Origin of the sequence: Salinibacter sp., assembly GCF_036626415.1 — a bacterium.
Taxonomy (GTDB): Bacteria; Bacteroidota; Rhodothermia; order Rhodothermales; family Salinibacteraceae; genus Salinibacter.
In genome coordinates this window covers 12610-37549 of record NZ_JAZKRW010000016.1, presented here as the reverse complement: position 1 = coordinate 37549, position 24940 = coordinate 12610, and the positions used below count along the sequence as shown (strand labels likewise).

23 protein-coding genes are annotated in these 24940 nt (G+C 66.8%); 9 read left to right on the top strand and 14 right to left on the bottom strand.

Annotated features, from left to right (window positions below):
• Positions 1-36: 36 nt before the first annotated feature.
• From pheA to V5A20_RS03660, 3 genes are all read right to left on the bottom strand, one after another.
• Positions 37-897: a prephenate dehydratase gene (gene pheA / locus V5A20_RS03670; protein ID WP_332326739.1), complete on the bottom strand. Its 861-nt coding sequence runs from the start codon at positions 895-897 to the stop codon at positions 37-39.
• Positions 898-1115: 218 nt separating this feature from the next.
• Positions 1116-1553 carry an Hsp20/alpha crystallin family protein gene (locus tag V5A20_RS03665; RefSeq protein WP_332316898.1) on the bottom strand — a complete coding sequence of 146 codons (438 nt, stop codon included), beginning with the start codon at positions 1551-1553 and terminating at the stop codon, positions 1116-1118.
• A gap of 217 nt (positions 1554-1770) precedes the next feature.
• Positions 1771-3360 (bottom strand): endonuclease/exonuclease/phosphatase family protein, encoded by a 1590-nt coding sequence (locus V5A20_RS03660; RefSeq protein ID WP_332326738.1) that lies wholly within the window; start codon positions 3358-3360, stop codon positions 1771-1773.
• Positions 3361-3502: 142 nt separating this feature from the next.
• On the opposite strand from V5A20_RS03660, the gene V5A20_RS03655 reads away from it, so the two are divergent.
• Positions 3503-4153, top strand: coding sequence for a histidine phosphatase family protein (locus V5A20_RS03655; RefSeq protein WP_332316896.1), 651 nt, complete (start codon positions 3503-3505; stop codon positions 4151-4153).
• Positions 4154-4213: 60 nt separating this feature from the next.
• Here V5A20_RS03655 and V5A20_RS03650 read toward each other — a convergent pair whose 3' ends face one another.
• Complete coding sequence (locus V5A20_RS03650; protein WP_332316895.1) at positions 4214-5035, bottom strand: hypothetical protein; 822 nt, start codon at positions 5033-5035, stop codon at positions 4214-4216.
• Between the two features lie 351 nt (positions 5036-5386).
• On the opposite strand from V5A20_RS03650, the gene V5A20_RS03645 reads away from it, so the two are divergent.
• On the top strand, positions 5387-6688 hold the full coding sequence (locus V5A20_RS03645) for a BamA/TamA family outer membrane protein (RefSeq protein ID WP_332326737.1): 1302 nt from the start codon (positions 5387-5389) through the stop codon (positions 6686-6688).
• Between the two features lie 65 nt (positions 6689-6753).
• Here V5A20_RS03645 and dut read toward each other — a convergent pair whose 3' ends face one another.
• Together dut and V5A20_RS03635 are read right to left on the bottom strand one after the other, a co-directional pair.
• Positions 6754-7206, bottom strand: a complete 453-nt coding sequence (gene dut, locus V5A20_RS03640; protein WP_332326736.1) for a dUTP diphosphatase — start codon at positions 7204-7206, stop codon at positions 6754-6756.
• Between the two features lie 60 nt (positions 7207-7266).
• Positions 7267-9177: a peptide MFS transporter gene (locus V5A20_RS03635; RefSeq protein ID WP_332316477.1), complete on the bottom strand. Its 1911-nt coding sequence runs from the start codon at positions 9175-9177 to the stop codon at positions 7267-7269.
• A 232-nt stretch (positions 9178-9409) separates the two neighbouring features.
• On the opposite strand from V5A20_RS03635, the gene aspS reads away from it, so the two are divergent.
• A complete protein-coding gene (aspS, locus tag V5A20_RS03630) occupies positions 9410-11299 on the top strand; it encodes an aspartate--tRNA ligase (protein WP_332326735.1) in 1890 nt (629 codons plus the stop codon).
• 12 nt (positions 11300-11311) lie between these two features.
• Entirely contained in the window at positions 11312-11740 is a 429-nt protein-coding gene (locus V5A20_RS03625; RefSeq protein WP_332326734.1) for an inorganic diphosphatase, read from the top strand.
• A gap of 43 nt (positions 11741-11783) precedes the next feature.
• On the opposite strand, the gene V5A20_RS03620 is transcribed toward V5A20_RS03625, so the two are convergent.
• From V5A20_RS03620 to pdhA, 7 genes are all read right to left on the bottom strand, one after another.
• On the bottom strand, positions 11784-12134 hold the full coding sequence (locus V5A20_RS03620; protein ID WP_332326733.1) for a hypothetical protein: 351 nt from the start codon (positions 12132-12134) through the stop codon (positions 11784-11786).
• A gap of 116 nt (positions 12135-12250) precedes the next feature.
• Positions 12251-14248: an alpha-ketoacid dehydrogenase subunit alpha/beta gene (locus V5A20_RS03615; protein ID WP_332316473.1), complete on the bottom strand. Its 1998-nt coding sequence runs from the start codon at positions 14246-14248 to the stop codon at positions 12251-12253.
• A gap of 102 nt (positions 14249-14350) precedes the next feature.
• Positions 14351-15064, bottom strand: a complete 714-nt coding sequence (locus tag V5A20_RS03610; protein ID WP_332316472.1) for a TonB family protein — start codon at positions 15062-15064, stop codon at positions 14351-14353.
• Positions 15065-15182: 118 nt separating this feature from the next.
• Complete coding sequence (locus V5A20_RS03605) at positions 15183-15986, bottom strand: metallophosphoesterase family protein (protein WP_332326732.1); 804 nt, start codon at positions 15984-15986, stop codon at positions 15183-15185.
• A 48-nt stretch (positions 15987-16034) separates the two neighbouring features.
• Positions 16035-17468: a pyruvate dehydrogenase complex dihydrolipoamide acetyltransferase gene (locus V5A20_RS03600; protein ID WP_332315834.1), complete on the bottom strand. Its 1434-nt coding sequence runs from the start codon at positions 17466-17468 to the stop codon at positions 16035-16037.
• Positions 17469-17558: 90 nt separating this feature from the next.
• Positions 17559-18542 carry a pyruvate dehydrogenase complex E1 component subunit beta gene (locus V5A20_RS03595; protein WP_332315833.1) on the bottom strand — a complete coding sequence of 328 codons (984 nt, stop codon included), beginning with the start codon at positions 18540-18542 and terminating at the stop codon, positions 17559-17561.
• 95 nt (positions 18543-18637) lie between these two features.
• Positions 18638-20050: a pyruvate dehydrogenase (acetyl-transferring) E1 component subunit alpha gene (gene pdhA, locus V5A20_RS03590; protein WP_332315832.1), complete on the bottom strand. Its 1413-nt coding sequence runs from the start codon at positions 20048-20050 to the stop codon at positions 18638-18640.
• A gap of 380 nt (positions 20051-20430) precedes the next feature.
• On the opposite strand from pdhA, the gene V5A20_RS03585 reads away from it, so the two are divergent.
• The 3 genes from V5A20_RS03585 to V5A20_RS03575 all read left to right on the top strand — a co-directional run bounded on the left by V5A20_RS03585 (position 20431) and on the right by V5A20_RS03575 (position 23345).
• A complete protein-coding gene (locus V5A20_RS03585) occupies positions 20431-21192 on the top strand; it encodes a polyprenol monophosphomannose synthase (RefSeq protein WP_332315831.1) in 762 nt (253 codons plus the stop codon).
• 143 nt (positions 21193-21335) lie between these two features.
• Positions 21336-22571: an isocitrate dehydrogenase (NADP(+)) gene (gene icd, locus V5A20_RS03580; RefSeq protein ID WP_332326731.1), complete on the top strand. Its 1236-nt coding sequence runs from the start codon at positions 21336-21338 to the stop codon at positions 22569-22571.
• A gap of 126 nt (positions 22572-22697) precedes the next feature.
• Positions 22698-23345 (top strand): NUDIX hydrolase, encoded by a 648-nt coding sequence (locus V5A20_RS03575; protein WP_332315829.1) that lies wholly within the window; start codon positions 22698-22700, stop codon positions 23343-23345.
• An 82-nt stretch (positions 23346-23427) separates the two neighbouring features.
• On the opposite strand, the gene V5A20_RS03570 is transcribed toward V5A20_RS03575, so the two are convergent.
• Positions 23428-23637, bottom strand: coding sequence for a YgaP family membrane protein (locus tag V5A20_RS03570; protein ID WP_332326730.1), 210 nt, complete (start codon positions 23635-23637; stop codon positions 23428-23430).
• Between the two features lie 464 nt (positions 23638-24101).
• On the opposite strand from V5A20_RS03570, the gene V5A20_RS03565 reads away from it, so the two are divergent.
• Together V5A20_RS03565 and V5A20_RS03560 are read left to right on the top strand one after the other, a co-directional pair.
• The gene (locus V5A20_RS03565) at positions 24102-24317 is read left to right on the top strand and encodes an FmdB family zinc ribbon protein (protein WP_332315827.1); all 216 of its coding nucleotides are present in this window, start codon (positions 24102-24104) and stop codon (positions 24315-24317) included.
• A 30-nt stretch (positions 24318-24347) separates the two neighbouring features.
• Positions 24348-24917, top strand: coding sequence for a TetR/AcrR family transcriptional regulator (locus tag V5A20_RS03560; protein WP_332326729.1), 570 nt, complete (start codon positions 24348-24350; stop codon positions 24915-24917).
• Positions 24918-24940: the final 23 nt, after the last annotated feature.

Genomic DNA, 24940 nt, shown 5'->3' with positions numbered 1-24940 from the left:
CCTCTTTCACCCCCGCGGTGGGGGCCTTCGGGCCGCCTACTGCTCCACCCCCTCGGGGTACCTGGCCCCCCGGGGATAAGAGCCAAGCACCTGCAGGTCCAGCGTGATTTCTCGGAGGTGATCCAAAGCGCGCGCCACCGCCTCGTCCGCCACATCGCCGTGCACGTCCAGGTAGAATCGATAGCGGCCCGGATGCCCCACCAGAGGCCGACTTTCAATCTTGGCCAGGTCCAGCTCGCGGAGCGCAAAGACGGCAAGGCTCTTGAAAAGGGCCCCGGGCACATTGTCCTGCAACACGAACGTCACCGACGTCTTCGTCTCGCCCTCCCCCATCGGGGCCGCACCCGTGTCCTCCGGGGCGAGGACAAGAAAGCGGGTAAAGTTCTGCTCGTTGTCCTGAAGTCCCTCGGCGAGCACCGCCAGGCCGTACCGCTCGGCGGCCCGCCGGGACGCCACCGCCGCCGTCGTTGGGTCTCCCGCCTCCGCCACGGCCCGGGCCGCCCCGGCCGTGTCCGGCGTGGCCTCCGGCGTCGCGCCCGGAACGTGGGCACGGAGCCAGTCGCGGCACTGGCCCAGCGCCTGCTGGTGAGACCGGACCACTTCAAGCTCGTCGACCGTCGCCCCCGCCGGCGCCATGAGGCAGTGATGGATGCGCAGCTGCAGCTCTCCAACGATCGTCACCGCGTGGGTGCGAAGGTGGTCGTAGTTGACGCGCACACTGCCGAACACGGCGTTTTCGATGGGCACCACCGCCCGGTCGACCGCGTGCCCTTCGACGGCCTCGAAAACATCCTCGAACGTGGCGGACGGCTGCAGTTCGGCGCCGTTGAAGACGCACCGGACGGCTTCTTCGCTGAAGGCACCGGGTTCTCCCTGGAAGGCAACGCGGGGGGGCATCGTCGTAGAGACGTGACTGCGAAAAGAGGGGAGACGTTGTCGAAAAATAAGCCGGCACTCCCACGCCTCCGTGAGGACGGCGTTCCCACCCCCCGCACAAAAAATGCCCGGCTGGACCCAGGGCCCAGCCGAGCATCATCATGTGCTGCTGTGACCTGTAAGCCGGCAGGGATGGGCCTCCAGGGCCCATGTGCCGGGCCACACAGGGACAGGCCACGCTACTGAATTTCGATCTGACGGCGCGTGCTCGTCTCCGTCTTCGGGACGTTGATGGTCAGCACGCCGTCGTCGTAGGCAGCCTCCACGCTGTCCGGGTCCACCGCGTCCGGCAGCGTGAACGTGCGGTGGAAGTTGCCGAAGGCGCGCTCAACGCGCACGTACTCTTCGCCTTCTTCCTGCCGTTCACTGGAGCGCTCACCGCTCACCGTGAGCGTATTGTTCTGGAGGTTGATCGTGATGTCCTCCTTCGTCATGCCGGGCACGTCGAGCCGAATGCGAAACGCATCGTCCGTCTCGGAGAGGTCCGTCCGGGGGGCCCAGACGGCCGACGTGTCGTCGTCACTGTCTCGACCAAAGAACTGGTCGAAGATGCTATCCACTTCACGCTGCAGGTCGCGGACCGTGCGGTTCGGAGTGCGGCGTGTGAGTTGCGTCATGGTTGATCACCTCTGTTCAGGTTGTGTTCGACAGTCTCGCGAACCGGTCAACCGGGGCGTCCACGACGCCCCGTCGCTCATCAATCCACCCACAGAAGACATCAAGACGTGTACCAGTCGGAGTGACGCCGCTTCCAACCGAAATTTCGGCAAGCCGCCCCTGCCGTCGTGACAGTCAACTGCAGATGTGACGGTCCTGCAACGCACTGTCTCTCTGCTACCGCGGGGCCACGTCAATCACGACGGGGAGGTGGTCGGACGCTGTCGGCGTGTCGTCTGCCCGAAGCCCGTGAGCCGAACGCACGTCCGCCGGCAGCGTCGGGGTATGCAGCACAAACTCGTGGACGACCTCCAGTACGCTGTCGGTAACGAACGCGTAGTCGAGCCGCCCCGGCGGAAACGAGCTGCCGGGCGCAATCCAGGTGGTGTGCAGGGGTGACGCCACCTGGCGCGGCTTGGTATCGAGCAGTGGCGACCCGTCCCAGTCCGGCGCCGCCGGCGATCCGTACCGGCCGGTGTTTACAATCTCCCCCGTGCGCAGTGTCTGTGGCTGTTGCGCCTCCCCAACAAAGTTCATGTCCCCGAGCACCACGATCGGGGTCTCCGGGGGCACGTCAAAGGGCCCCTCTCCCTGTTTTACGTCCCGCAGGAACGCGACAACCCCGTCCACGACGCGCTGTCGCTGCGCGTTGCGGGAAGGCTCGCCGTCGTCGGGGCCGTAGTTGCAGCAGGGCGGGTGCATGTTGACCACAAGCAGATCGGTCCCCAACGCACCATCCGCATCCAGCAGAAAGGCACCGCTCACATTGTCCTCGTACCCCGGAATGGCGTGCGTGTCGAGGATGGGGTAGCGGCTACCAAGGACAAGATCCTGCCCTTTCTTGGCCCACGCCCACCCGCCCGGTAGTCCGAGCGCCTCTTCGGCGACTGTCGCCACCTGGTCAGCAGTCTGGTCGTACACCTCCTGAAATGCGATCACCCCCGGATCGGTCGCGTCGAAAATGCGCCGAAAGCTCGGCTGGCGATCGTCCAAAAAGATCGCGCTCCGCCCGCGGTCAAAGTCGTTGACGGAATTGTACGAAAGCATCCGCAGGGCCGAGGCGTTCGGTGTGCCGAGGGACGGCGTGTCCAGTGGCGTGTCGGCGTCCGAAAGCACGTACCCGAGCCCCCCGTCGGCGTCCGGCAACCGGTCCCCGTCGTTCGACAGCCCCACCCGAAGACTGTCCCCCTCAAAGAGCGCCCCCTCGTCGGTGGGGACGGCCGACCGGTCGAAGGCAACCTCGAACGTCGTGGACGTGACCGTAGGCAATGACGTAAACCCAAGGTCCGCGTGCGTCACCTCCTTGGACCCGCCGTTGCGAACCACCTGCCCGGACCGCTCGCCAAACGTCCAGGCGAGCTCCGCCCCCAGCCCTAGGGCTTGCTGTCCCGTCTCGGGATTGTTGTCGGTATCGAGGTACAGTGTCAGCGCGTTTCCTTCCTGCAGGTTGAGGGGCTCCCCAAGTTCGAATCGCAGGAAGAGGTACTCCGCATCGTGAGCAATCCACACGCGCTCGAGGTCCACGCCTCTGCCGTCGTCCGGGGAGTCAACATGCCGAGCCGCGATGTCCTCCCAGTCGTCCATGCTCTCATCCACGTAAATGCGTGCCGGATGCGAGGCGTACCCGTCGACGGGGCCTCGCGTCGTGGGCGCGTCCTCCGGCGGCTGCTCGGGGTCGCCTTCGTCGGTGGTGCCGTTCAGGCCCCCGCATCCTCCGATCACGACAAGCACCGACAGGGCCAAAGAGAGAAGGAGACGCCGAGACATAACCTGTAGAGACCATTTGGAAGAACCACGCGAGGGAGACTGTCGCTATATTGTGTGTGCTCAGCGATGTTCGGACACGGCAGGCCCGCAGAATTGCAACTGCCTCAATCATCACGCTTTTCAACCCGTCGTCACGCAAAAGATGCAAACCATTTGGCTCGCCCGGCACGGCAACCGGCAGGATTTTGCCGATCCGGACTGGGCCACGACCGCCGACCGTCCCCACGACCCCGGGCTCTCCCCCGACGGCGTCGAGCAGGCCAAACAACTGGGGCGTCGCGTCGAGCGCCTTGGCGTCGACCGGATCGTCTCGTCTCCGTACCTGCGCGCCGTGCAGACGGCCCATCATGTCGCCGCGACCACCGGTCATCGCGTTGTTTTGGAGCCGGGACTGGGCGAGTGGCTCAACGACGACTGGTTCGACGACGTCCCGAACATCCGCACGTCTACGGCGCTTGCCGATCGTTTCCCGTCGGTCCGGCCACCGTCAGGGGCTCCCTGCCGCCGGCCCACCTACCCGGAGTCGCGGCACGAAGCCCTGGCCCGCCTCGGGGCCACGGGGGCGTGCCTCGCCGAGCAGTACCCCGACGACGCAACGCTGCTCCTCGTGGGCCACGGGATTACGGTGCAGGGCGTCCTGCACGGCCTTGTGGGCGCAGGCGTGCCCGACCCCGGGTGTCCGCTCGCCAGCCTTACGAAGGTGGAGCGACGAGACGGAGGCTGGAGCATTTTTCGGCGGAACGACACGACGCACCTCGAAAATGGCAGCCGCGCTCCCGACCGGCTTGCCTGACCCGTCGCGGAGCGTCGCCTGCGCACCGTCCCTGCGGCTTCCCTCGAACACGGCTGCCCATCAGGGGGCCCCGGACAGCGCAATCCGCGTCCAGAGATCCAGGGTGGGCCGTTCGGGGGCCGGGGCCGAGGGCTGCTGGTTCTGCCGTCGTTGCCGTCCTCGTTGTCGTCCCCGCGGGGAACGACGCCCTCCCCCTCGTCCCGTCACCGAAGGGACGCCCCGGGAGGAGGGGGTCACAAGGTCGGTGTCGTCCGGGTCGGGGACTTGGAGCCCAACCGCGACGGTTCGCCCCAGCCGTTCCTGCAGGCCATGCTCCCAGCGATCTCCCGTCGCCGCCGCTCGGGACGACGAAATCGGCACGGCCAACTCGTAGATGAGCGACCCCGTGTCGAGCGTCGCCTGTGCTTTCAGGGCCGACGACAGCCCCGCAGGCATCCGGTAGCGGACCGTGTCGTTCCGGATGACCGCGAGGTCCGACGGGAATAGGTCGTCGAGGGACGACGCCTCCCGCGGTGCGCCCCCGCTCTGTTCCGCGCTGGCCCGCTCGGCCCGACGCCCGAGCGGGTACCGGACCCCGTACGTGTGCCGCTCCTCGCCCGCCGGGTCGACCCACACGATGAGCCCGTTCTCGGCCACCGACCGGATGAGATCGCGGTCCGGGATCACGATGGCCAGGTATAGAAGACTGTCGGTCGGCGCGGCGCTCATAGAGACGGAGCGGTCGTCCACCCGAGTAAGGGCCCCGCCCCACTCCGAAAGGGCCCCGTCCACCGTCGGGGCGCTCGCCAGCGCGTCCGGCTGCAGTGTGGGCGGGCCGCTGCACGCCCCCAGGAAGAAACCGACGAGAATCGTCAGGACGAGGGCAAACCAGACTCTAGACATAGACGAATGCTCTCGATGATAACAGTGTAGCGTTCCGTCTTCAGCGGCGCACAGCGCCGTCCCCGCACGACACGTACGCGGCCCACACCCTGACGACCATTCTACAGGAGCCTGGGGGACGGGTCACGTGGGTCTTCGGAACGGAGCTGAGCGGGTCTTCTCTCCCGAAGTGACCCACTGGCGCCCCAGAATCACAGCCACGCTTCCGACGCGTTCCTTGGAGCAGAGCGGTCCGTCCACGAATGATCGCCGCCCCTGTAACAAGCCGCCGGAACGAATCGTTATATTGGTGTACGGGCAAATATAAATCGCACCCCTGGCGCTTACCCGCTCACAGCCCTCGATCCTGCCATGCAGCGCTCTCGGACCTGGTTCTGGCTCGTGCTTCTTCTCTGTTCCGTTCCCTGTGCCGTCGCCCAGTCCACGACCGGCCCTCCGTCCGCGTCCAGCCCCGCCCCGTCCGACAGTTCGGCCTCCGGACCCACCGCCGACGCTCCGGCGGCCGAGACCCCTTGGGATCGAGCGGAGACGTACGTGGAGGACCACGGGGAGGAGTACGTTGGGCTCGCCACGAACCCGGCACGGCCGTTTGGAAACGAATCCGCCGTATACCGCGCAGCGCCCCCGCTCCGCTACAACCGTGTCGAGGGGCTTGTGCTCGGCCTACGCCGCGCCCCCCTCTCGCTCCGCGACCCCGACGACACGGCGCGCATCTACGGCCAGCTCGGCTACGCCTTCGCGCTTCGGGACGTCCGCTACACGATCGGCGTCGAGTCGAAACTGATCCGCGACGAAGAGACCGGCCTGAAGCTCGGGGTGTCCTACGAGAAGCAGACCCTGACGCCCGACCGCTGGAAGACATCGTACGCGGAGAATTCGCTCGGCGGCCTCGGCCTCGGATACGACTTCTTTGACTACTACGAGGGCGAAGGGCTCTCCGTCTACGCGGTCCAGGCCCTCCCCTCCACGTTCCGCCTGACCGCTGGCGTTCGCTTCGAAGAACACCGGCCGGTCTCCCGGAATACCGGCTGGTCCCTCTTCGAGGCCGCCTCGTTCCGCCCGAACCCCACGGCCGAGGCGGGCCGCCTGCACGCCGGAACGGTGAGTCTCGAGGGGGGACACGTTGAGGACCGCGACGACCTCCCTACCGGCGCCGCCTTCCGGACGACGGCCACGATCGGGACCGCCTTCGGCGGCGACCTCCGCGCCAACCGCTACGAGGTGGACGGGCGCGCCTTCCTCCCCCTCTCGGACGACACGCGCCTCGGGCTTCGGCTTCGCGGCGGATACGCCACGAGCGACGCCCCGCCCCAGCAACAGTTTGCGCTCGGCGGCATCGGGTCCGTTCGGAGCTACGACCAGAACGCCCTCCGGGGCACACGCATGCTGCTCGGCAACGCCGAGTACATCATCGACGGCGCCACACTGGACGACAACTTCCTCGACGATCTCTTCCTCGTGGGGCTGTTCGACGCGGGATGGGTCGGCGGTCCGGTCTCCCGGTTCCGGGTGGGGGACGTGCTCCCGTCCGCCGGATTCGGAATCGGGCTCGACGACCGCGAAGTGCGCCTGGACGTCGCCTGGCCCCTCCGCACCGTGCCCGCCACTGGCTCCCGCCCGTCAGTCTGGCTCCGCATCAGCCCGAACTTCTAGGCGTCGCCTTCTTCACCATTGGCCTCCAGGGGTCGAACACAAGCCCTCGCGGCCCGCGGGCCTGTCTATTCGGTCCCCGTAGAGCCGAAGCCACCGCCGCCGCGCACCGTCTCTTCGAGCGTCTCTCGGGGGACCCAGTCCACCCGGGCGTGCCGGGCCACCACGAGCTGTGCGATCCGCATTCCGCGCTCGACCACGAAGGGCTCGGCGCCGTGGTTGATGAGCAGCACCTTCACCTCGCCCCGGTAGTCGGCGTCGATGGTCCCGGGACTGTTGAGGACGGTCACCCCGTGGTCGTGGGCCAGTCCACTCCGCGGTCGCACCTGGCCCTCGTGCCCCTCCGGCAGCGCAATCTGCAGGCCCGTGTCCACGAGGGTCCGGGCGCCCGGCTCCAGGGACGTCGGGGCGTCGGCCGGGACGGCCGCCCGCAGGTCCATGCCCGCACTCGCGGACGTCTCGTAGCTCGGCAGGTCGAGCCCCTCGGCGTGGGGCAGGCGCGTAATGGAAACGTCGATCATCGAAGCGGTCGGAGGTGGGCAGAAGAGAAAAGAATAGAGCCGAGATCGCGGGTCGGTCCGTCACTCCACGTCGCCCATGAGCCGCTTCACGGGCGGTGCGGCGAGCAGGGCAACCAGGCCCCCACCGCCCACGATCAGGGCCACGGTCATGAAGAGCCCGGAGGGGTCGAGGGCTTCCAACTGCCCAGCAATGAGCCCGGCGAACAGGTTGCCCAGGGCCGTTGAGACGAACCAGACGCCCATCATCTGCCCCACGCGGTGTTCCGGCGCGAGCTTCGTCATCGACGACAGGCCGACCGGCGAGAGGGCCAGCTCGCCGCAGGTATGCAGGAAGTACGTAACGACGAGCCAGTGGGCCCCCACCGGATTGTCGGCGGTCGCCTGCGCCGCGCCCCACGCAATGACAAAGAAGCCGGCGGCCAAACCGAGAAGCCCGATCCCAAACTTGACGGGAATCGAGGGGTTCGCGTCGCGGTTCGCCAGCCACGTCCAGAGCGACCCGAAGACGGGGGCGAGAAGGACAATGAACGTCGGGTTGATGTTCTGCAGCATGCTGGCCGGCACGGTCCACCCCCCCGCAATCTGGTACGCCACATAGCCCAAGAAGCCAACCACGAGGGCCCCGAGCAGGCTTACCCCCGCCTGCCCCACCCACCAGAGGTCTTCCCGTTGCGACATGCGATAGCCCACGTACGCCGCCGGCAGTCCGATCAGGACGATGGCCGCCACCAGGGCTGAGGACTGCGAAAGCACAAACGGCCCAAAGTCGCGCGCCGTGAGGTCCCGGGCAAACAGGTTGAGCGAGGATCCGGCCTGCTCGAAGCCGGACCAGAAGAGGGCCGACAGGAGAAACAGCCAGTAGATGACGAGGTAGCGCCGTCGCTTCAGCGACACGTCGTACTGTGGCGCCACGAGGCGGGCAATGCTCACCAGCACAAAGAACAGCACCGTTGCGCCCACCCCGATCTGGGAGGCCAGGGTCGCCCCGTCCACAAACTGCCCCGCCGCGAGACTGGCCACCACGAAAAAGGCCGTCATCGCCCCCACGCCGGTCCACTCGAGCGTGAGGTAGGCAAAGAAGAGGAGCGTCACGAGAATGATGCCCACCCCGACCGCCTCGGCCACCTGGGTCAGCGTGACGGCAATGGCCCCGGACGTGGCCAGAAACCCGAAGGCCACGATGAGGGCCGTCACGAGCGCCGTGAGGAGGTAGAAGTTGCGGCTCTTCCGCTGCACGGCCTCCTCATCGTCGGCCTCGAGCAGCCCGGCGTCCCCAAGATTGGGCGCCCCGAGCTTGTAGGAGATGAGGCCCCCCAGCATGCCGAAGCCCGCCAGCGAGAAGCCCCAGTGCCAACTGTAGCCTTCGCCGAGCCACCCGCAGAGCGTGGGCCCCAGGATGGCCCCGAAGTTGATCCCCATGTAGAAGACCGAAAAGCCCGCGTCGCGCCGGGCCCCGCCCTCCGGGTAGAGGTCGCCCACCATCGTGCTGATGTTGGGCTTCAGGAGCCCCGTTCCCACCACGATGAGGAAGAGTCCGAGGTAAAAGGACGACACGTCCGGCAGCCCGACCGCCGGCAGGGCCAGGCTGAAGTGGCCGGCGGCAATGATGCACCCGCCGACGAAGACCGACCGCCGCTGCCCCCAGATGTTGTCCGCCACCCATCCGCCGGGCAGGGCCAGCAGATAGACAAACGCCGTGTACAGCCCGTACACCGCCGTCGCCTTCTCGGTGCCGAAGCCGAGCCCCGGGTTCGTCGCCGCGGCCCCGGCCGGGGCCGTCATGAACAGGACGAGGAGCGCCCGCAGTCCGTAGTAGCTAAACCGCTCCCAGAGCTCGGTGAAGAACAGCGTGGCGAGCCCCCGTGGATGCCCAAAGAAATCTTGCCGCTCCGCCACGGCCTCTCCCCCTGCCGGCGTTCGGGCACCACCATTCTGCATCGACTCGTCGGACGCGGGACCGCTTGCTGCCATCGGGGGCCTGGAAATCAGTAGGAAAGACGCTTCGGGCGTGGGGAGCGTCGTTCGGGGGGACCGTTACAGAATCCTCATGAACGCTGGGAATATAGCGGACACCCGTTGCTCTGTCTAATTCTGTATCTAAATTCACGGTGAGGACGAACCGGGGATGGACTCTGCCGTTCGGGCTGATAGATTTAGTCTGCTACCCTTCTTTGCTCCTCGCATCCGAACATCCGTGTCCACCATGGAACGCCCTTCCCGCGCCGAGCTCATCTCGGAGGACACCCATTCTCCACGCACGCACACCTGCGGCGACCTCCGTGCCAAGGACGAGGACGAGGCGGTTGTGCTCAAGGGATGGGTCGACACGCGGCGCGACCACGGCGGCCTCGTGTTCGTGGACCTGCGCGACCGCTACGGCCTGACGCAGGTCGTCTTTTCGCCCCAGGACAACCAGACGGCGTACGAGGCGGCCGGCCAACTGCGCCGGGAAGACGTGATCAGCGTAAAGGGCACGGTACGCCCCCGGGGCGAGGAGGCCGTGAACCCGGACCTCCCGACCGGGGCCATTGAGGTCAGCGCCGACGACCTGGCGGTGCTCAACACCTCCGAGACGCCGCCCTTCGTCGTGAGCGCCCACGAGGAGCGGCAGATGAACACGAACGAGGACCTGCGCCTGGCGCACCGCTACCTGGACCTCCGCCGGCCGGCCCTGCAGGAAAACATTGAGCTCCGACACCGGCTCTACCAGACGACCCACCGGTACTTCGACGCCCACGACTTCCTGGAGGTGGAGACCCCGGTGCTCATGAAATCCACCCCGGAGGGCGCGCGCGACTTTCTCGTGCCCAGCCGCCTGCACCCGGGCCGCTTCTACGCCCTCCCCCAGTCGCCACAGACCTACAAGCAGCTGCTCATGGTCGGCGGGCTCGACCGCTACGTCCAGATCGTGAAGTGCTTCCGCGACGAGGACCTGCGGGCCGACCGGCAGCCCGAGTTCACGCAGATCGACGTGGAGATGACGTTCGCCACCGAGGAGCAGGTCTACGAGCTCACGGAGGGACTCATGGCCGACCTCTGGGAGACCCTGGAGGACACGACGCTGGAGACGCCCTTCCCCCGCATGACCTACGACGAGGCGCTGCGCACCTACGGCACCGACAAGCCGGACACCCGCTTCGGCCTGGAGTTGCACGACGTGAGCGAGTGCTTCGAGGGAAGTGGCTTCCGCGTGTTCGAGTCGATCGTGGACGATGGGGGGCGCATCGTGGCAATTCGGGTGCCGGGCGAGGGCGACCGGGGCCGCGCCGCGATGGACCGGCTGGAGGACTACGTGACCGACGAGATCGGCGCCGCCGGGCTCATCTACTTCCAGCTGCCGTCCGACGGCTCCGGCCTCGAACAGAACCTGAGCGGCGACGCCCTGCCCCACGAGTACGGGCGGGCCGCCGCCGAGCAGGTGGGCGCCGAGGCGGGCGACCTGATTCTGACCCTGGCCGGCACCCCGCCGACCGTGTACGAGCAGGCCGGCGACCTGCGCCTCCACCTGGGCGAGGAGCTCGGCCTGCGCCCCCCCGCCGACGAGGGCGAGGACGCCTTCCTCTGGGTCACCGACTTTCCCCTGATGGAGTATGACGACGAGGCCGGGCGCCCCGTCTCCATGCACCATCCCTTCACGGCCCCGCACCCCGACGACCTGGACATGCTCAACGAGGACCCGACGCAGGTGCAGGCGCGGGCCTACGACCTCGTGCTCAACGGCAACGAGATCGGCGGCGGCTCCATCCGCATCCACAACCACGAGACGCAGATGCGGGTCTTCGACGTGCTCGGGATCGACGAGGAGGAGGCGCAGGACCGCTTCGGGTTCCTGCTCGACGCCCTCCGCTACGGGGCCCCGCCACACGGCGGCATCGCCCTGGGGCTCGACCGCCTCGTGATGCTGCTGGCCGGCGCCGACTCGCTCCGCGACGTGATCGCCTTTCCCAAGACGCAGAGCGGCAAGGAGCCAATGGTGGAGTCGCCGGACTGGGTCGACCCCGAGCAGCTGGAGACCCTCTCCCTCCGCCTCGACCTGCCGCCCGAGGTGGAGCCGCCCGCCCGGATCGCCCGCCGCAAGCGCCTGGCGTCGTAGGCCTGCTGTCCCATGCCCGAGTCGCTGTACCCGCCCCTGGACTGTCAGGCCCTCCGCCCGGCGGCCCGTGAGCACCTCGACTGGCCGACGTGGGCGCGGTGCATCGAAGCAAACGGCCTCACGATCGAGCGGCCCCGCGCGACGGCCCACCCCGAGTACCCGTCCGTCGTCTATCCGCTCGACTACGGCTACGTGAACGGCACGCGGGGCGGCGACGGAGACGCGCTCGACGTGTTCGTGGGCCAGAACACGACCGGGCTCGTGGGAGCCCTCCTGACGACCGACCACCGGCAGCGGGACCGGGAGGCCAAGCTCCTTTACGACTGCACGCCCGCCGAGGTCTACACGGCCCACGGCTTCATCAACTACGACCGGACCCTGCTGGAGGGCGTGCTGGTGCTGCGCCGAGACATGTCAACACTCTGGGCCGAAGCATCCTGAGCGCGTGGGTCTCCGATCGCTCCGTCGGCCCCCGAAAGGGCGGCTATCCTTCTCGGACCTCGACCCGGGCCCCCACCCGCGCGGCAAGCGCCTGTAATTGGCGAGGCGTGACGGCAATGTAGATCGTGTCGGTGCCGGTGCACTCCGGGTGCGCGTCGGAGCGAATGCGGTTCGTCGAGTGGCCGGCGTGGTCCGTGCCGCGGTGTCCATTGACCACCATGAGCGTCTCGACGGCGTCCTCCCCGTCCACGGCCCGAATGACCTCGGCGCGGGAGGCCTGGAGGGCCCGCGAGTAGACGTAGGCCGAGCCGCAGATGATGCCCCCGAATCGCTTCAGGCGACTTGACGGGCCCGACGAAGAGTCTCTAGAGCCATTTTGGGATTCGTATTGCATTCTGCCTCGTCGTCGCTGTGCTCGGTCGTTCCGATCGGTAGCAGACGGGGCCGGCGCGACAGTCGTTCCCGTTCTTTCCCCTGGTCGAACCGCCCCTTCTCCCCACATTCCGCGTCCTAAAACGCCAGAAGCTCCTCCACCTTCGGTCGCAGCCGGGCCTCCGCAGAAAAAATCTCCTCCTCCAGCGGCTTGGCGTTGGGCACCGGCAGGTCCTCGGCGGCCACCCGCGTGATGGGCGCGTCGAGCAGCTCAAACCCAACCTCGCCCAGCTCCGCCGCCACCTCGGCCCCGAAGCCGGCCGTCCGGCTCGCCTCGTGGAGCACCAGGAGGCGGTTCGTTTTGTCCAGCGACGCGCGGACCGTCTCGCGGTCCCAGGGCACGAGCGTGCGCAGGTCCACCACCTCCAGCTCCACCCCGTTCGCGGCGGCCTGGTGCTCCGCCTCCTCCAGCGCCCAGTGCACACCCACGCCGTAGGTGACAATCGTGGCGTCGCTCCCCTTGCGCGCCAGGCGGGCCTCCCCGAACGGCAGCGTGTAGTCCGCCGTCGGCACCTCGCCGCGGACGGACCGGTAGAGCTTCTTGTGCTCGAAGAAGAGCACCGGATTGGGGTCGGCGAGGGCGGTGCGGAGGAGCCCCTTCGCGTCGCGGGGCGTGGCGGGGATCACCACCTTGAGGCCGGGCACGTGGGCGAACCAGGCCTCCCGCGACTGCGAGTGGAACGGCCCGGCCCCAATGCCGCCGCCGAAGGGCGCGCGAATCGTCACGTTGACCGGCTGCCCCCACCGGTAGTGCGTCGTGGCCAGGTTGTTGACGGTCTGGTTGAAGCCGCACGAGATGAAGTCGGCGTACTGCATCTCCACGACCGCCGGGCAGTCCTCGAGGGCCAGTCCCATTCCGGCCCCGAGGGCCCCGTCTTCAATGATCGGCGTGTTGCGGACCCGCTCGTGACCGAACTCCTCGACGAAGCCGTCGGTGACCTTGAAGGCCCCGCCGTATTCGGCAATGTCCTGGCCCATCAGGATTACGTCCTCGTCGGCCTGCATTGCGTCCCAGAGGCCGTCCTGGAGGGCGTCAATGAAGCGCGTTTCTTCGGTCTCCGGATCGGGCGATGGGGGGGCCGGCTCAGGCGATGGGGCAAAAAGGGCGTCGCGCTCGGCCTCGGGGGTACTGGTGACCTCCGGGCGGTCGAGGGCCCACTCCGCCAGCTCGTCGACCGTAGACTCAAGTTCGGCCCGGATGCTCTCAGTCCGGTCGGTTCCGAGCAGTCCCTCCTCTCGCACCCGATCGGCAAAGCGATCGATCGGGTCCTTCTCGGTCCACTCTTCAATGAGTTCGTCCGGGACGTACGCGGTGCCGGAGGCCTCCTCGTGCCCCCGTACGCGGAACGTCTTCAGTTCCAGCAGCACCGGGCCCTCGCGCCGGGCGTGCGCTCGGGCCTCCTGGACGGCGTCGATGACGGCAAACACATCGTTGCCATCTACCACGTGTCCCGGCATGTCGTAGCCCGCCGCCGCGTCGGCAATGTCGTCGGGGGCCACCGCCTCGTCGGTGGGCGTCGAGAGGCCGTAGCCGTTATTCTCCACCAGGAAGAGGACCGGCAGGTCCCACACCGACGCCAGGTTGAGCGCTTCGTGGAAGTCGCCCTCGCGCGTGCCCCCATCGCCGCAGAACGCGCAGGCCACGCGCTCCTCCTCCCGGTACCGGAAGGCCTGCCCGAGCCCGCACGCCACGGGCAGCATGGCCGCCATGTGCGAGATCATCCCCACCAGGTTTTTCTTGGGCAGCCCAAAGTGGAAGGTGCGATCGCGGCCATTCGTGAAGCCCCCTTCCTTTCCCATCAGCTGACAGAAGAGGCGCTCCCGGTCCACGTCGCGGGTCGTCCACACGCCCAGGTTGCGGTGCATCGGCAGAATGTAGTCGCGCTCTTCCAGCGCCCAGGTGGTTCCGACGGCGATGGCCTCCTGCCCGTACCCGCTGAACCACTTCGCGATGCGCCCCTGCCGGATGAGCGTCAGCATCTTTTCTTCGACGATCCGGGGCTCCAGAAGCGCCCGGCAGAGCGCTTCGACATCAAGGTCCGAGACCGTTTCGGCGGGAGACTTCGGGGAGGACATGAGACTCGCATTTCGGGAAGAAAACTGACGACGGCCCCCGTGAAAAAGACAAGGGACGGATTGGAGGAGGCCTGCCGCTTGCCTCCCCCGCCCGCGTTGGTCCTACTCCAGCCGGAAGGTGAAGGTGATGACGCCGGTCTGGTTCTCTTGGGGCGCCCCCGGCGGCAACGCATTGAAACGCCACTGCTGCAGGGCGTCCATAACGGCGGCCTCCAGCTTGGGGCTGCCTTTCAGAAGCGGGACACGCCGCACGATGCGTCCCTCCGGGTTGACGGTAATCTGAACCCGGATGCGGGCGTTCACTTTCTCGGTGTACTGCGGGAGCGGGGCCCGATCGGGGTCCCGGTCCAGCCCTTCAATGTCGTAGGGCGCGGCGGCCTCCTCCTCCGTGCCCGATCCCGGGTCCCCCGACGCCTCCCCAGGCTCTTCGCTCGGCTCCTGCTGGTCGGCCTGCTGCTCCGTCTCGGGTTGGGCCTCGGCCTCCGGCACGGTCGTCTCCTCTTCCGTCGGCGGCACGGACTCTTCGCTCTGCTCCTCCTCCGGAAGGTTGACCGGCTCCGACTCGGGCTCCTCCGCCGTTTCCTCGGACTCAGTCTCTGGATCAGGCGCCTCTTCCTGCGGCTCGGGCGTAGTCGTCTCTTCGACCTGCTCCGTGGCGTCGACCGGCTGCCCAGGCGAGAACTCCCCAAACTCCACCTCGACGTAGCCAAGCTGGGCCGGGCGGGGGCGGGACGCCGTCAGGAAGGCAAACAGAAGGGCCAGCCCTCCGTGCAGGAGGACAGTACTGGTGAGCCCGATCCAGTCGCTGCGGGACATGGGACGCGCAAGGCTGTGGAAGCAGAAGGACGATCAGAGTCGCTAACGATGACATTGGACGGCCTTGGCCCGACAAAAGTTCGTCGCGTCGTCTTCTTCCCCCCGTTCCTGCACGTCGTCAATTCGTGCGGTCAAAGCGAGCCACACCGTCCCGCACGAAGCGGCCCTCGTCGGGGACGTACCGTCGTTCTTCGACCGAAAACACATCGGGCTCGACGGACACGACGTTGTAGAAGTTGACCGGCCCGGTCGGCTCGCGCCAGCGGTTGCTCGTGGCCGTGCCCGCACTGGCGACGACGATGCGTGGGGTGCCCGGAATAATTTCAAGGGGCTGGATGGCGGAGACGTGGAGGTGCCCACAAAGAATGAGATCAACCCCTACGTCCGCGGCAACGTCAAGCGTTTCTTGGGCCTGCCGGGCCACCGGGTGCGGACTGATGGGCCCGATGGCCGTGGGGTGGAGCTGGTGGTGCACCACCAGCACCTTGAAGCGATCCGCCGGGACAGCTCGGAAATACTTCGCAAGGGCCGCACGGTCGGCCGGTCCGATGCGTCCGCCCTTGATCGACGCGCCGTAGGCCGAGGTGAGCCCGAGCACGGCCACATCGTCCGCCTCAAAGGTGGGGGCGAGGTCGTCCGTAATAAACTGCCTGTACCGCCCCAGGGGCGTCCCGAGCCGCTTCAAAGGACGCCACCACGGGTAAACGTCGTGGTTGCCCGCCACGACGAGCGTCGGGGCCTTCAGGGCATCGAGCAGGTCGCGCGCCGCCTCGTACTCGGGTGCACGGGCGCGCTGCGTCAAGTCGCCGCTCACCGCGACGAGGTCGGGGGAGCCCTCATTGATTTCGTCCACCAGCGCCTCCACGATCCCGGGATGCGCGATGCGGCCGAAGTGAAGGTCCGAGATGTGAGCAATCGTCATGGCGCTGCACGTTGAAACGTCAATCGCTCAACGTTCTCACGCTCAACGCTACAGCAGCAGGTTCATCGGCTCTTCCAGATAAGACTTCACGGTGTCGAGGAAACGAGCCCCCTTGGCCCCGTCCACCACGCGGTGGTCGCAGGAGAGCGTGACCTTCATGCGCGTGCCGGGCACCACCTCGCCGTCCTCCACGACGGGCGTGTCGCGAATTTCGCCGATGGCCAGGATGGCCGAGTTGGGCGGGTTGATGATGGCCGTGAACTCCTCGATGCCAAACATGCCGAGGTTGCTGGTGGTGAAGGTCGCCCCCTCGAACTCCTCCGGCTCCAGGTCGCGATCGCGGGCCCGCTCGGCGAGCGCCCGCGTCTCTCGCGCAATTTGGGAGAGCCCCTTCTGGTCCGCGTTGCGCACGACCGGCGTGATGAGGCCCTCGTCGATGGCGACGGCAATGCCGACGTGCACCCGGTTGTGCTTGTGGATCTCGCCCTCATCGGGCCGGTAGGCGGCGTTGACGTACGGGTGATCGTGCAGCGAGAGGGCGCACGCCTTCGTAATGAGGTCGTTGAAGGAAATCTTCGCGCGGTCCTGCTCCTCCGCCAGCTCGTTGAGGTCCTCGCGAACCTCCATCGCCTTCTCTACGTCGATGTCGACCGTGAGGTAGTAGTGCGGGGCCGAGTACTTGCTCTCCGCCAGGCGCCGGGCAATGGTCTTGCGCATCTGCGAGATGTCCTCGGACTCGTACGCGGCCTCCGCGTCCGGCATCGCGTAGGACGGCTCCTCCGAGACGGAGGGCTCGGGCTGCGGGGCTGAATCCGGCTCGGGGGTGGGCGCAGGGGTCGGTTCAGGCTCAGGTGCCGACTCCGGCGCGGCCTCCTGTTCTTTGATGTAGGTCTCCACGTCCTGGCGCACGATGCGGCCCTCGGGCCCCGACCCCTCGACCTGCGCCAGCTCTACGCCATGCTCCTGCGCGATGCGGCGGGCCAGCGGGGACGCCTTGATGCGACGCCCCTCCGCGTCGGTGCCGGCGGGGACCGGGTCTGGGGTGCGGTCCGACAGCTGCCCATCGCCGCTTGGCTCCGGCGCCGGGTCGGGCTCCACCTCCGGTTCGGCCTCGGGACCCGTGTCGGCCGGCTCCGCCTCAGACTCGCTCTCCGGTTCGGGCTCCGATTCGGGCTCGGGCTCTGCCTCGGGGGCCGCCGCGCCGTCGCCACCGGCCTCTCCCACGAGGTCGGAGATGTCTTCTCCCGCCTCCCCGATTACGGCAATCAGCTCCCCGATGGGCACAGCGTCGCCCTCCCCGATCACCTGCTTGAGCAACACGCCCTCGTCGAAGGCCTCCAGGTCCATCGTGGCCTTGTCGGTCTCCACCTGTGCGAGCACGTCGCCCGCCGAGACCTCGTCGCCCTCGTCGACGAGCCAGGCGGAGAGCACCCCCTCCTCCATGGTGTCGCTCAGCTTGGGCATTTCAATCGGAACCGCCATAAATCAGTGTCGATTTTCGGGTTGCGAATGTCGAATGTGGGTTGACCGGAGTGTCGAACGTCCAATTCGAAATTCGACACTCGCAATTCGTCATTGAGCGTACAGGACGCGGAGGCACTTGTCGACCGTCTCGTCGACGCCCGGCATGTACTCGTCCATGAGGTTGGGCGCGTAGGGGGCCGGGGTGTCCGGGGCCGTCACGCGCAGGATGGGCGCGTCGAGGTAGTCGAACGCGCGGTCCTGCACCTGATGCGTGATTTCCGATGCCACGCTGGAGAAGGGGGTGCTCTCGTCGATCACGACCAGCCGGTTGGTCTTGACGACCGACTCTACGATCGTCTCGATGTCGAGCGGCTTGATGGTGCGCGGGTCGATCACCTCGGCCTCGTAGCCCTGCTCTGCGAGCGCCTCCGCGGCGTCCATCGCGACGTGGTAGCTCTTGCTGTGCGCCACGATCGTCACATCGTCGCCCTCGCGGGCCACGCGGGCCGATCCGATCGGAATCGTGTAGTCGCTCTCGTCGCTCACCTCCCGCTTCATGCCGTACATGAGCTCACTCTCGAGGAAGACGACCGGGTCGTCGTCCCGGATGGCCGTCTTGAGCAGTCCCTTGCCGTCGTCGGGCACGGACGGCGACACGACCTTGAGGCCGGGAATGTTGGAGTAGAGCGCCTCGGTCGAGTTCGAGTGCGTAGCGCCCAGCTGGCCGGCCGCTCCGTTGGGCCCGCGGAAGACAATGGGCATCTCAAACTGCCCCCCCGACATGTAGCGCATGTTGGGCGCGTTGTTGATGACCTGGTCGAAGGCGACGAACGAAAAGTTGAACGTCATGAACTCGACGATGGGGCGAAGTCCATTCATCGCCGCCCCAATGCCGAGCCCCGCAAACCCGAGCTCGCTGATGGGGGAGTCGATCACGCGGTCGTGCCCAAACTGATCGAGCATGCCCTTGCTCACCTTATAGGCGCCGTCATACTCGGCCACCTCTTCCCCGATGAGAAAAATGTCGTCGTCACGCTCCATCTCTTCGGTCATTGCTTCCCGGAGCGCCGTGCGGAATTCCAGCGTAGCCATATTCAGTTACGAGTTTCGAGGGGCGAATGTCGAATGGACGGAGGGGAAAGTGTCGAGCACGCAATTCGAGACTCGACACTCGAAAAATACCACTGTCAGGTGAGGAAGGGGTAGTCTTCTTGCGTGTAGATGTCATCGTAGATGGCCTCCTCGTCCGGGAAGGGCGCCTCGTTTGCCGTGTCGATGGCGTCTTTCACCCGCGTCTTCACCTCCTCGTCGATCGCCTCCATGTCGGCCTCGCTGGCCAGCCCCCGATCGAGGATGTAGTCCTGGAGGCGGTTGATCGCGTCCTGACTCTGGCGCTGGTCAAGCTCGCCCTCCCCTCGGTACTCGGCCGGGTCGGTGATGGAGTGGCCCTGATAGCGATAGGTGCGCACCTCCAGAAGCGACGGCTGGTCGTTGCGGGCGTAGGTCTCCACGTGGTCCTGCACGGCCTTGTTGACGCTGAACACGTCCATGCCGCTGGCCAGGGACGCGGGGAAGTCGAAGTTGTAGCCATGCTTGAAAAGGTCGGGCTTGCTGAAGGCGCGGTCCACCGCCGTCCCCATGGCGTACTGGTTGTTCTCGCAGACGAAGACGATGGGCAGTTCGTAGATGCCAGCCAGGTTGCAGGCCTCGCGGAACGCCCCCTGGTGCATCGCCCCGTCGCCGAAAAAGCAGAGACACACGTTGTCCTCATCCCGATACTTGTGCGCAAAGGCGAGGCCCGCGCCGAGCGGCAGGTGGGCCCCCACGATGGCGTGCCCCCCCATCATCTTCTTCTCCGCGTCGAAGAAGTGCATCGAGCCCCCCTTCCCCTTCGAACAGCCCGTCGCTTTCCCAAACAGTTCCGCCATGCCCTCCTCGGGCGTGATGCCCATCGCCAGCCCCATGCCGTGGTCGCGGTAGGCCGTGATGATCGAGTCGTCCCCAAGGTTGATCGCATTGACGCTGCCGGTGGAGACTGCCTCCTGCCCAATATAGAGGTGCAGGAATCCTGAGATCTTTTGCCGCTGATACATCTGACGGCATCGGTTCTCAAAGCGCCGCTGCAGCAGCATGTTGCGGAGCAGGTCGAGCACCTCATCGTCCGCAATGCCGAGTTCATCGTGCCCGTACGTGTCGGCGGGATAAGTGTCGTACGTGACCGTTTCTTCGAGGGGCCCTTCGGGAATGTCGATGGTCTGCCGGGTCGCCGCCCCCCCCACAGACTCGTCGGACTCCTCCTCGGAGAGCGGACTCGGGCGCTTCTCGGTGGTTGCGGCCTCGGGAGAAGTGCCGTTGGCCTTCCCCGCGTTCGCCGCGCCTGTGCTGGACTCTTCGAGGGCCTTCTGGATGTCTTTCGCGTAGGCCGGCCCGATGCCGGTCAGTTCTTCTAGCGACTCCACGTCCTGCAGGTCTGCGAGGCTCGTGACGCCGGCCTGCTTCAGTCGAGACGCATGCGGGAATCCCTCCGGAAAGCCCGCCCCGCCGTTAAGGCTTCCATTTGTGCCGGAATTGCGATCGGAGGCCGAAGTGTCGTCAGCCATGACGTGCGACGAGGTTGGGTGAGTAGAACCATGCATCGGCGAGCGCCGCCCCCCATCGCCTGGGGCAACACCGAACGATTGCCACGGGCACCGTACAGAATGAACGACGCCGGTCAAAGAAGCAATTTCGCCACGCCTTTGTATCTCGATATCCCCCCTCGGTTTCGATGCATCCACGACCGCCAACGCCCGTTTTCTATTAAAATGTGCCGACGGGCTCGGAAATGCCCCATCGCATCATTTACACGCTCCCCGTGTTGGTGGCGTACGCATCTTCCCCGCGTTGGCGACTTACGACCGGACGAGACGGCCCTCGCCGACCGCCTCTCCGACCGGCTCCGTCCGTTTGTCATTCTTCACGCTCTACCTCTTCCCTCACGGTGTCCAATTCGTCCCCCTCTGCCTCCGACGCCTCTCCTCCCGACGCCCTGGTGATCGTCCCCACATACAATGAGGCCGACAATATCGGCCCCGTGATCGACCAGGTGTTGACGCAGTCGCCCCCCATCGACGTCCTCGTCGTGGACGACAACTCGGCCGACGGCACCGCCGACGTGGTGCGGTCCCGGAAGGCGGACGCGCCCGATCGGGTTCATCTGATCGAGCGCAGTGGCAAGCTGGGCCTCGGCACGGCCTACCTGCGCGGCTTCCGGTACGCCCTGGCGCGGGACTACACCTACATCTGCGAGATGGACGCGGACCTGTCCCACGATCCCAGCGACCTGCCCTCCCTCCTCGCGCCGGTGCAAAACGGGGAGGTGGACCTCGCCATCGGGTCGCGGTACGTGGAAGGCGTCCGCGTGATCAACTGGCCCCTCTCGCGGCTCGTGTTGTCGTACAGCGCCGGCATTTATACCCGCGCGATCACCCGCCTGCCCCTGCTGGACGTGACGGCCGGGTTCAAGTGCTTCCATCGGCGCGTATTGGAGTCCCTGCCGCTCGATCACGTCAACTCCGACGGCTATGCCTTCCAGGTCGAGATGCATTATCGCACCTGGCGGGCGGGCTTCCGGTTTAAGGAAGTGCCGGTCGTCTTCACCGAGCGGACGGAGGGGGAGTCGAAGATGCGACGCGAAATTGTCGTGGAGGCGGCCCTGAAGGTGTGGGAGCTTCGGCTCCAAGACCTCCTCGGACGACTCTAGCACGCGACCGCCCCCGGGGCCGCAGCGGTTCCCGTTTTTTTGCTTTCCTAATAGAGCGTGGTGCTCCCAGGTGTTACCTTGTCGAAACGGAATGGGCCTGTCGCCCCTGTTCACCCTCTCCCTTTGATCAATTCAACTCAACCATGAGCTCCCCCGGCGAACGCATCACGGTGGAGGACGACTCCCTCCACATCCCCGACACCCCCATCATTCCTTACATCGAGGGCGACGGCGTGGGGGCCGACATCTGGGCCGCCGCCCGCCCGGTTTTCAACGCCGCCGTGGAGACGGCCTACGACGGCGAACGGGCCCTCGAATGGACCGAAGTGCTGGCCGGCGAGAAGGCCAAGGAACGCACCGGCGAGCTTCTGCCCGAGGACACGGTGGAGACCCTCCGCGAGCACCGCGTCGCCATCAAGGGCCCCCTCACAACGCCCGTCGGCGCCGGCTTCCGGTCGCTGAACGTGGCCCTGCGCCAGAAGCTGGACCTGTACGCCAACGTCCGCCCCACCTACTACATCGACGGCGTGCCCTCGCCGATGAAAAACCCGGAGCAGATGGACATGGTCACGTTCCGGGAAAACACCGAGGACGTGTACGCCGGCATCGAGTGGAAGGCCGGCACCGACGGGGCCGAACAGGTCCGCACGTTCGTCGAGGAGCAGATGGGCTTCGACGACACCATCCACGACGGGCCGGTCGGGATCGGCATCAAGCCGATTACCGAGTTTGGGACCAAGCGGCTCGTCCGCGAGGCCATCGACTACGCCCTGGAGAACGACGGGCACCAGTTCGTCACGCTCGTCCACAAGGGCAACATCATGAAGTTCACCGAGGGGGCCTTCCGCGACTGGGGCTACGAGGTGGCCCGCGAGGAGTACGGCGACGAGGTGATCACCGAAGACACCCTCTGGGAGGAGCGCGACGGCGACCCGCCCGCGGACGCAGTGGTCGTCAACGACCGGATCGCCGACAACATGCTGCAGCAGATCCAAACGCGAACCGACCAGTACGACGTCCTGGCGATGCCGAACCTGAACGGCGACTACCTGTCGGACGCCTGCGGCGCCCAAATTGGGGGCCTCGGCGTGGCGCCGGGGGCCAACTTCGGCGACGCCGCCTGCCTCGCCGAGCCCGTCCACGGCTCCGCGAACAAGTACGCCGGTCAAGACAAGGTCAACCCGTCGGCGCTCATCCTGTCGGGCCGTCTCATGTTCGAGTACATGGGCTGGGACGAAGCCTCCGAGGTAATCCTCGAGAGCCTGGCGAAGACGGTCCAGCAGAAGCGCGTGACGTACGACTTTGAGCGCAACCTGGAGGGCGCCGAGCTGCTCAAGTGCAGCGAGTTCGGGCAGGCCGTCGTGGAGAACATGGGCTAGACGGACCTGCGTGCTCCGGAGAGGTTGTCTCCGACGTCCCTGAACGCTTCGATGGCGAAGCGGCATCGTGGTGCCCCCACGGTGCCGCTTCTTTGTGTATGCCCCATTCCAGCGTACGCTTCCTCTATGGCCCCCTCTCTCTCACAGCTCGCTTCCCGGCTCACTGAGCGCCTGGACGCTCCGTTGCCGGGCCACGAGGCGCACCTTCGCATGGCCCCGCGGGACTCGGCCCGGCAGGCCGACCTGTCGGTGAATACGCGCGACTGTCGGGAGGCGGGGGTGCTCGTCCTCCTTCATCCCGGCGACGACGGGCCGTCCGTGGTGCTAACGGTGCGGCGAGACGATCTTCCCGACCACGCCGGTCAAGTGTCCTTCCCTGGGGGCCGGCGGGAGGACGGCGAATCGCTGTCCAACACGGCCCTCCGGGAGGCGGAGGAAGAGGTCCATCTGTCTCCCGCGTCGGTGGACGTGCTCGGGCCCCTGACGCCCCTCTTCGTCCCCCCTTCCAATTTTTGCGTGCATCCGTTCGTGGGGCACGCCCCGTCCGTCGGGTCCCTCCGCCCCACCGACGCGGAGGTCGGGCAAATCCTCCGGGTCCCCCTCGCCCGGCTTTCGGACCCGGCCACCCGCACGACCGAAACGCGACGCCTCAAGGGAGCGGCCGTCGACGTGCCGTACTACGACGTGGCCGGACACACCGTGTGGGGCGCCACCGCGATGATGCTGGCCGAGTTCTTGGCCGTCGTACGCGACGCAGGATTTCGTGCCGAATAGCCCTCAGGCAGCGGCGGGCACACAGGGCGGGCGCCACTGCTGATGCGCCCCCCAGCAGCGCGCTTCCCGGCTCTCCCAATAATCACGCGCGGTTCTCGCGACGGGTCGAGAGGCCGAGGGGCCAGTAGAGCGGGCACGTGCCAACGAAACTCGTCAGGAGAAACGCAACGGCAACGACGCCAAGGACGAGGGCCGTGGGGCCGCCGATGGCCCCTGTGGCATACAGAATACCAACCCCAATGGCGGCCAGCGTGCGGAGAAGACGGTCGAGGAGACCCATGTTCGTAGTCATGGCAAAATAAGCAGGAGGGGACAAGAACCAGCGAGTGCAGAGACCGGAGTGGGACTCGGCATGTCATGTGTGAGTGATTGATCACTCGCATGGTTAGACTGCTTACCCACATGCTCGTTCCACGCATCTCGGCATCGTCCACGCTGCGACGTACCACGCTCTCAACCTCGAGGCTCCCTCGTTGGGTGGATGCCGTTCCATCCGCTCGCCCACAGGGCAGGCCGAACACCCCGAAAATCGTCCGACGTGAATCTCCGACGAACCGCCGAACCCCGCCCACATGCGGTCATTAGAGGTTGTGAGTGAACGCTCACTCGCAGTTGGACCCTTGCACGACATTGGTTTCCACCCGATGGCGGCCCGGGATTCCTCGGCATCGTCCGGGAAATTCCCCGAAGCAAGACGGACCCCGTAGTCCCTCCGGCCGCTCAGCCTCGCCGTTCATTGCACGATCCTTTGTCAGCATGCCTACGTACGTGTACCGCCGCGAAGACGGCACGACGTTCGAGACCCGACAACGAATGAGCGACGCCCCACTCGACGAGTGCCCCGAGACGGGCCAGCCGGTCGAGCGTGTCATCACGGGCAGTCCGGGGGTAATTCTGGACTCGCGTGACCACGATGCGCCGGACGACGGGGCCGCGAACGGTTCTTGCCGCGGGCCCCTATGTGGGCTGTAACGTTCCTCTTTTTCTCACCGCTTCGTTCTCATGACCAAGCGAGACGCCATCTGCGAAACCGCCCTCGAACTCTTCGCCGAGAAGGGCATCGAGGCCACCACGACCCGCGAAATTGCCGAAAAGGCCGGCGCCGCCGAGGGCACGCTCTATCGCCACTTCGACGGCAAGGACGACCTGGCCCAGTGGCTGTACCGGCGGTGTACCGCACAGCTGGAGGAGACGCTCACCGAAGCCGTCGCGGAGGCGCCCCCCCCGCCCGCTCGACTGGAGGCACTGGTGCGCGGCGTGTTCGGGTTTTACGCCTCGAAACCCGCGTCGTGCACCTACCTGCTCTCGACCCAGGAATCCAGTCTCGGAACGGAGGCGGCCGACGAGGCCCCCCGATCGCCGCTTCGCTTCTTCGCGGAGGCGCTCGACGCGGGCGTGTCGGACGGGACATTCCGTGACGCCCCCGTGACGCTGACGGCCGGATGGATTCTCGCGATGGTCCAGCAGACCGTCCGCTCCCTGAAGGCCGACGCCCTGTCGATGTCCGCCCAGGCCGCCATCGACCGGACGGTAGACGCGGCCCTGCGTCTTGCCGAAGCCCCGTCGGCGTGAGGCCTGCGGCCCCCCACACGCTT

Excerpts from the sequence above, each read along its gene's own strand:
- pheA (WP_332326739.1), bottom strand. The coding sequence starts at position 897 with ATGCCCCCCCGCGTTGCCTTCCAGGGAGAACCCGGTGCCTTCAGCGAA.
- V5A20_RS03665 (WP_332316898.1), bottom strand. The coding sequence starts at position 1,553 with ATGACGCAACTCACACGCCGCACTCCGAACCGCACGGTCCGCGACCTG.
- V5A20_RS03660 (WP_332326738.1), bottom strand. The coding sequence starts at position 3,360 with ATGTCTCGGCGTCTCCTTCTCTCTTTGGCCCTGTCGGTGCTTGTCGTG.
- V5A20_RS03655 (WP_332316896.1), top strand. The coding sequence starts at position 3,503 with ATGCAAACCATTTGGCTCGCCCGGCACGGCAACCGGCAGGATTTTGCC.
- V5A20_RS03650 (WP_332316895.1), bottom strand. The coding sequence starts at position 5,035 with ATGTCTAGAGTCTGGTTTGCCCTCGTCCTGACGATTCTCGTCGGTTTC.
- V5A20_RS03645 (WP_332326737.1), top strand. The coding sequence starts at position 5,387 with ATGCAGCGCTCTCGGACCTGGTTCTGGCTCGTGCTTCTTCTCTGTTCC.
- dut (WP_332326736.1), bottom strand. The coding sequence starts at position 7,206 with ATGATCGACGTTTCCATTACGCGCCTGCCCCACGCCGAGGGGCTCGAC.
- V5A20_RS03635 (WP_332316477.1), bottom strand. The coding sequence starts at position 9,177 with ATGGCAGCAAGCGGTCCCGCGTCCGACGAGTCGATGCAGAATGGTGGT.
- aspS (WP_332326735.1), top strand. The coding sequence starts at position 9,410 with ATGGAACGCCCTTCCCGCGCCGAGCTCATCTCGGAGGACACCCATTCT.
- V5A20_RS03625 (WP_332326734.1), top strand. The coding sequence starts at position 11,312 with ATGCCCGAGTCGCTGTACCCGCCCCTGGACTGTCAGGCCCTCCGCCCG.
- V5A20_RS03620 (WP_332326733.1), bottom strand. The coding sequence starts at position 12,134 with ATGCAATACGAATCCCAAAATGGCTCTAGAGACTCTTCGTCGGGCCCG.
- V5A20_RS03615 (WP_332316473.1), bottom strand. The coding sequence starts at position 14,248 with ATGTCCTCCCCGAAGTCTCCCGCCGAAACGGTCTCGGACCTTGATGTC.
- V5A20_RS03610 (WP_332316472.1), bottom strand. The coding sequence starts at position 15,064 with ATGTCCCGCAGCGACTGGATCGGGCTCACCAGTACTGTCCTCCTGCAC.
- V5A20_RS03605 (WP_332326732.1), bottom strand. The coding sequence starts at position 15,986 with ATGACGATTGCTCACATCTCGGACCTTCACTTCGGCCGCATCGCGCAT.
- V5A20_RS03600 (WP_332315834.1), bottom strand. The coding sequence starts at position 17,468 with ATGGCGGTTCCGATTGAAATGCCCAAGCTGAGCGACACCATGGAGGAG.
- V5A20_RS03595 (WP_332315833.1), bottom strand. The coding sequence starts at position 18,542 with ATGGCTACGCTGGAATTCCGCACGGCGCTCCGGGAAGCAATGACCGAA.
- pdhA (WP_332315832.1), bottom strand. The coding sequence starts at position 20,050 with ATGGCTGACGACACTTCGGCCTCCGATCGCAATTCCGGCACAAATGGA.
- icd (WP_332326731.1), top strand. The coding sequence starts at position 21,336 with ATGAGCTCCCCCGGCGAACGCATCACGGTGGAGGACGACTCCCTCCAC.
- V5A20_RS03575 (WP_332315829.1), top strand. The coding sequence starts at position 22,698 with ATGGCCCCCTCTCTCTCACAGCTCGCTTCCCGGCTCACTGAGCGCCTG.
- V5A20_RS03570 (WP_332326730.1), bottom strand. The coding sequence starts at position 23,637 with ATGACTACGAACATGGGTCTCCTCGACCGTCTTCTCCGCACGCTGGCC.
- V5A20_RS03565 (WP_332315827.1), top strand. The coding sequence starts at position 24,102 with ATGCCTACGTACGTGTACCGCCGCGAAGACGGCACGACGTTCGAGACC.
- V5A20_RS03560 (WP_332326729.1), top strand. The coding sequence starts at position 24,348 with ATGACCAAGCGAGACGCCATCTGCGAAACCGCCCTCGAACTCTTCGCC.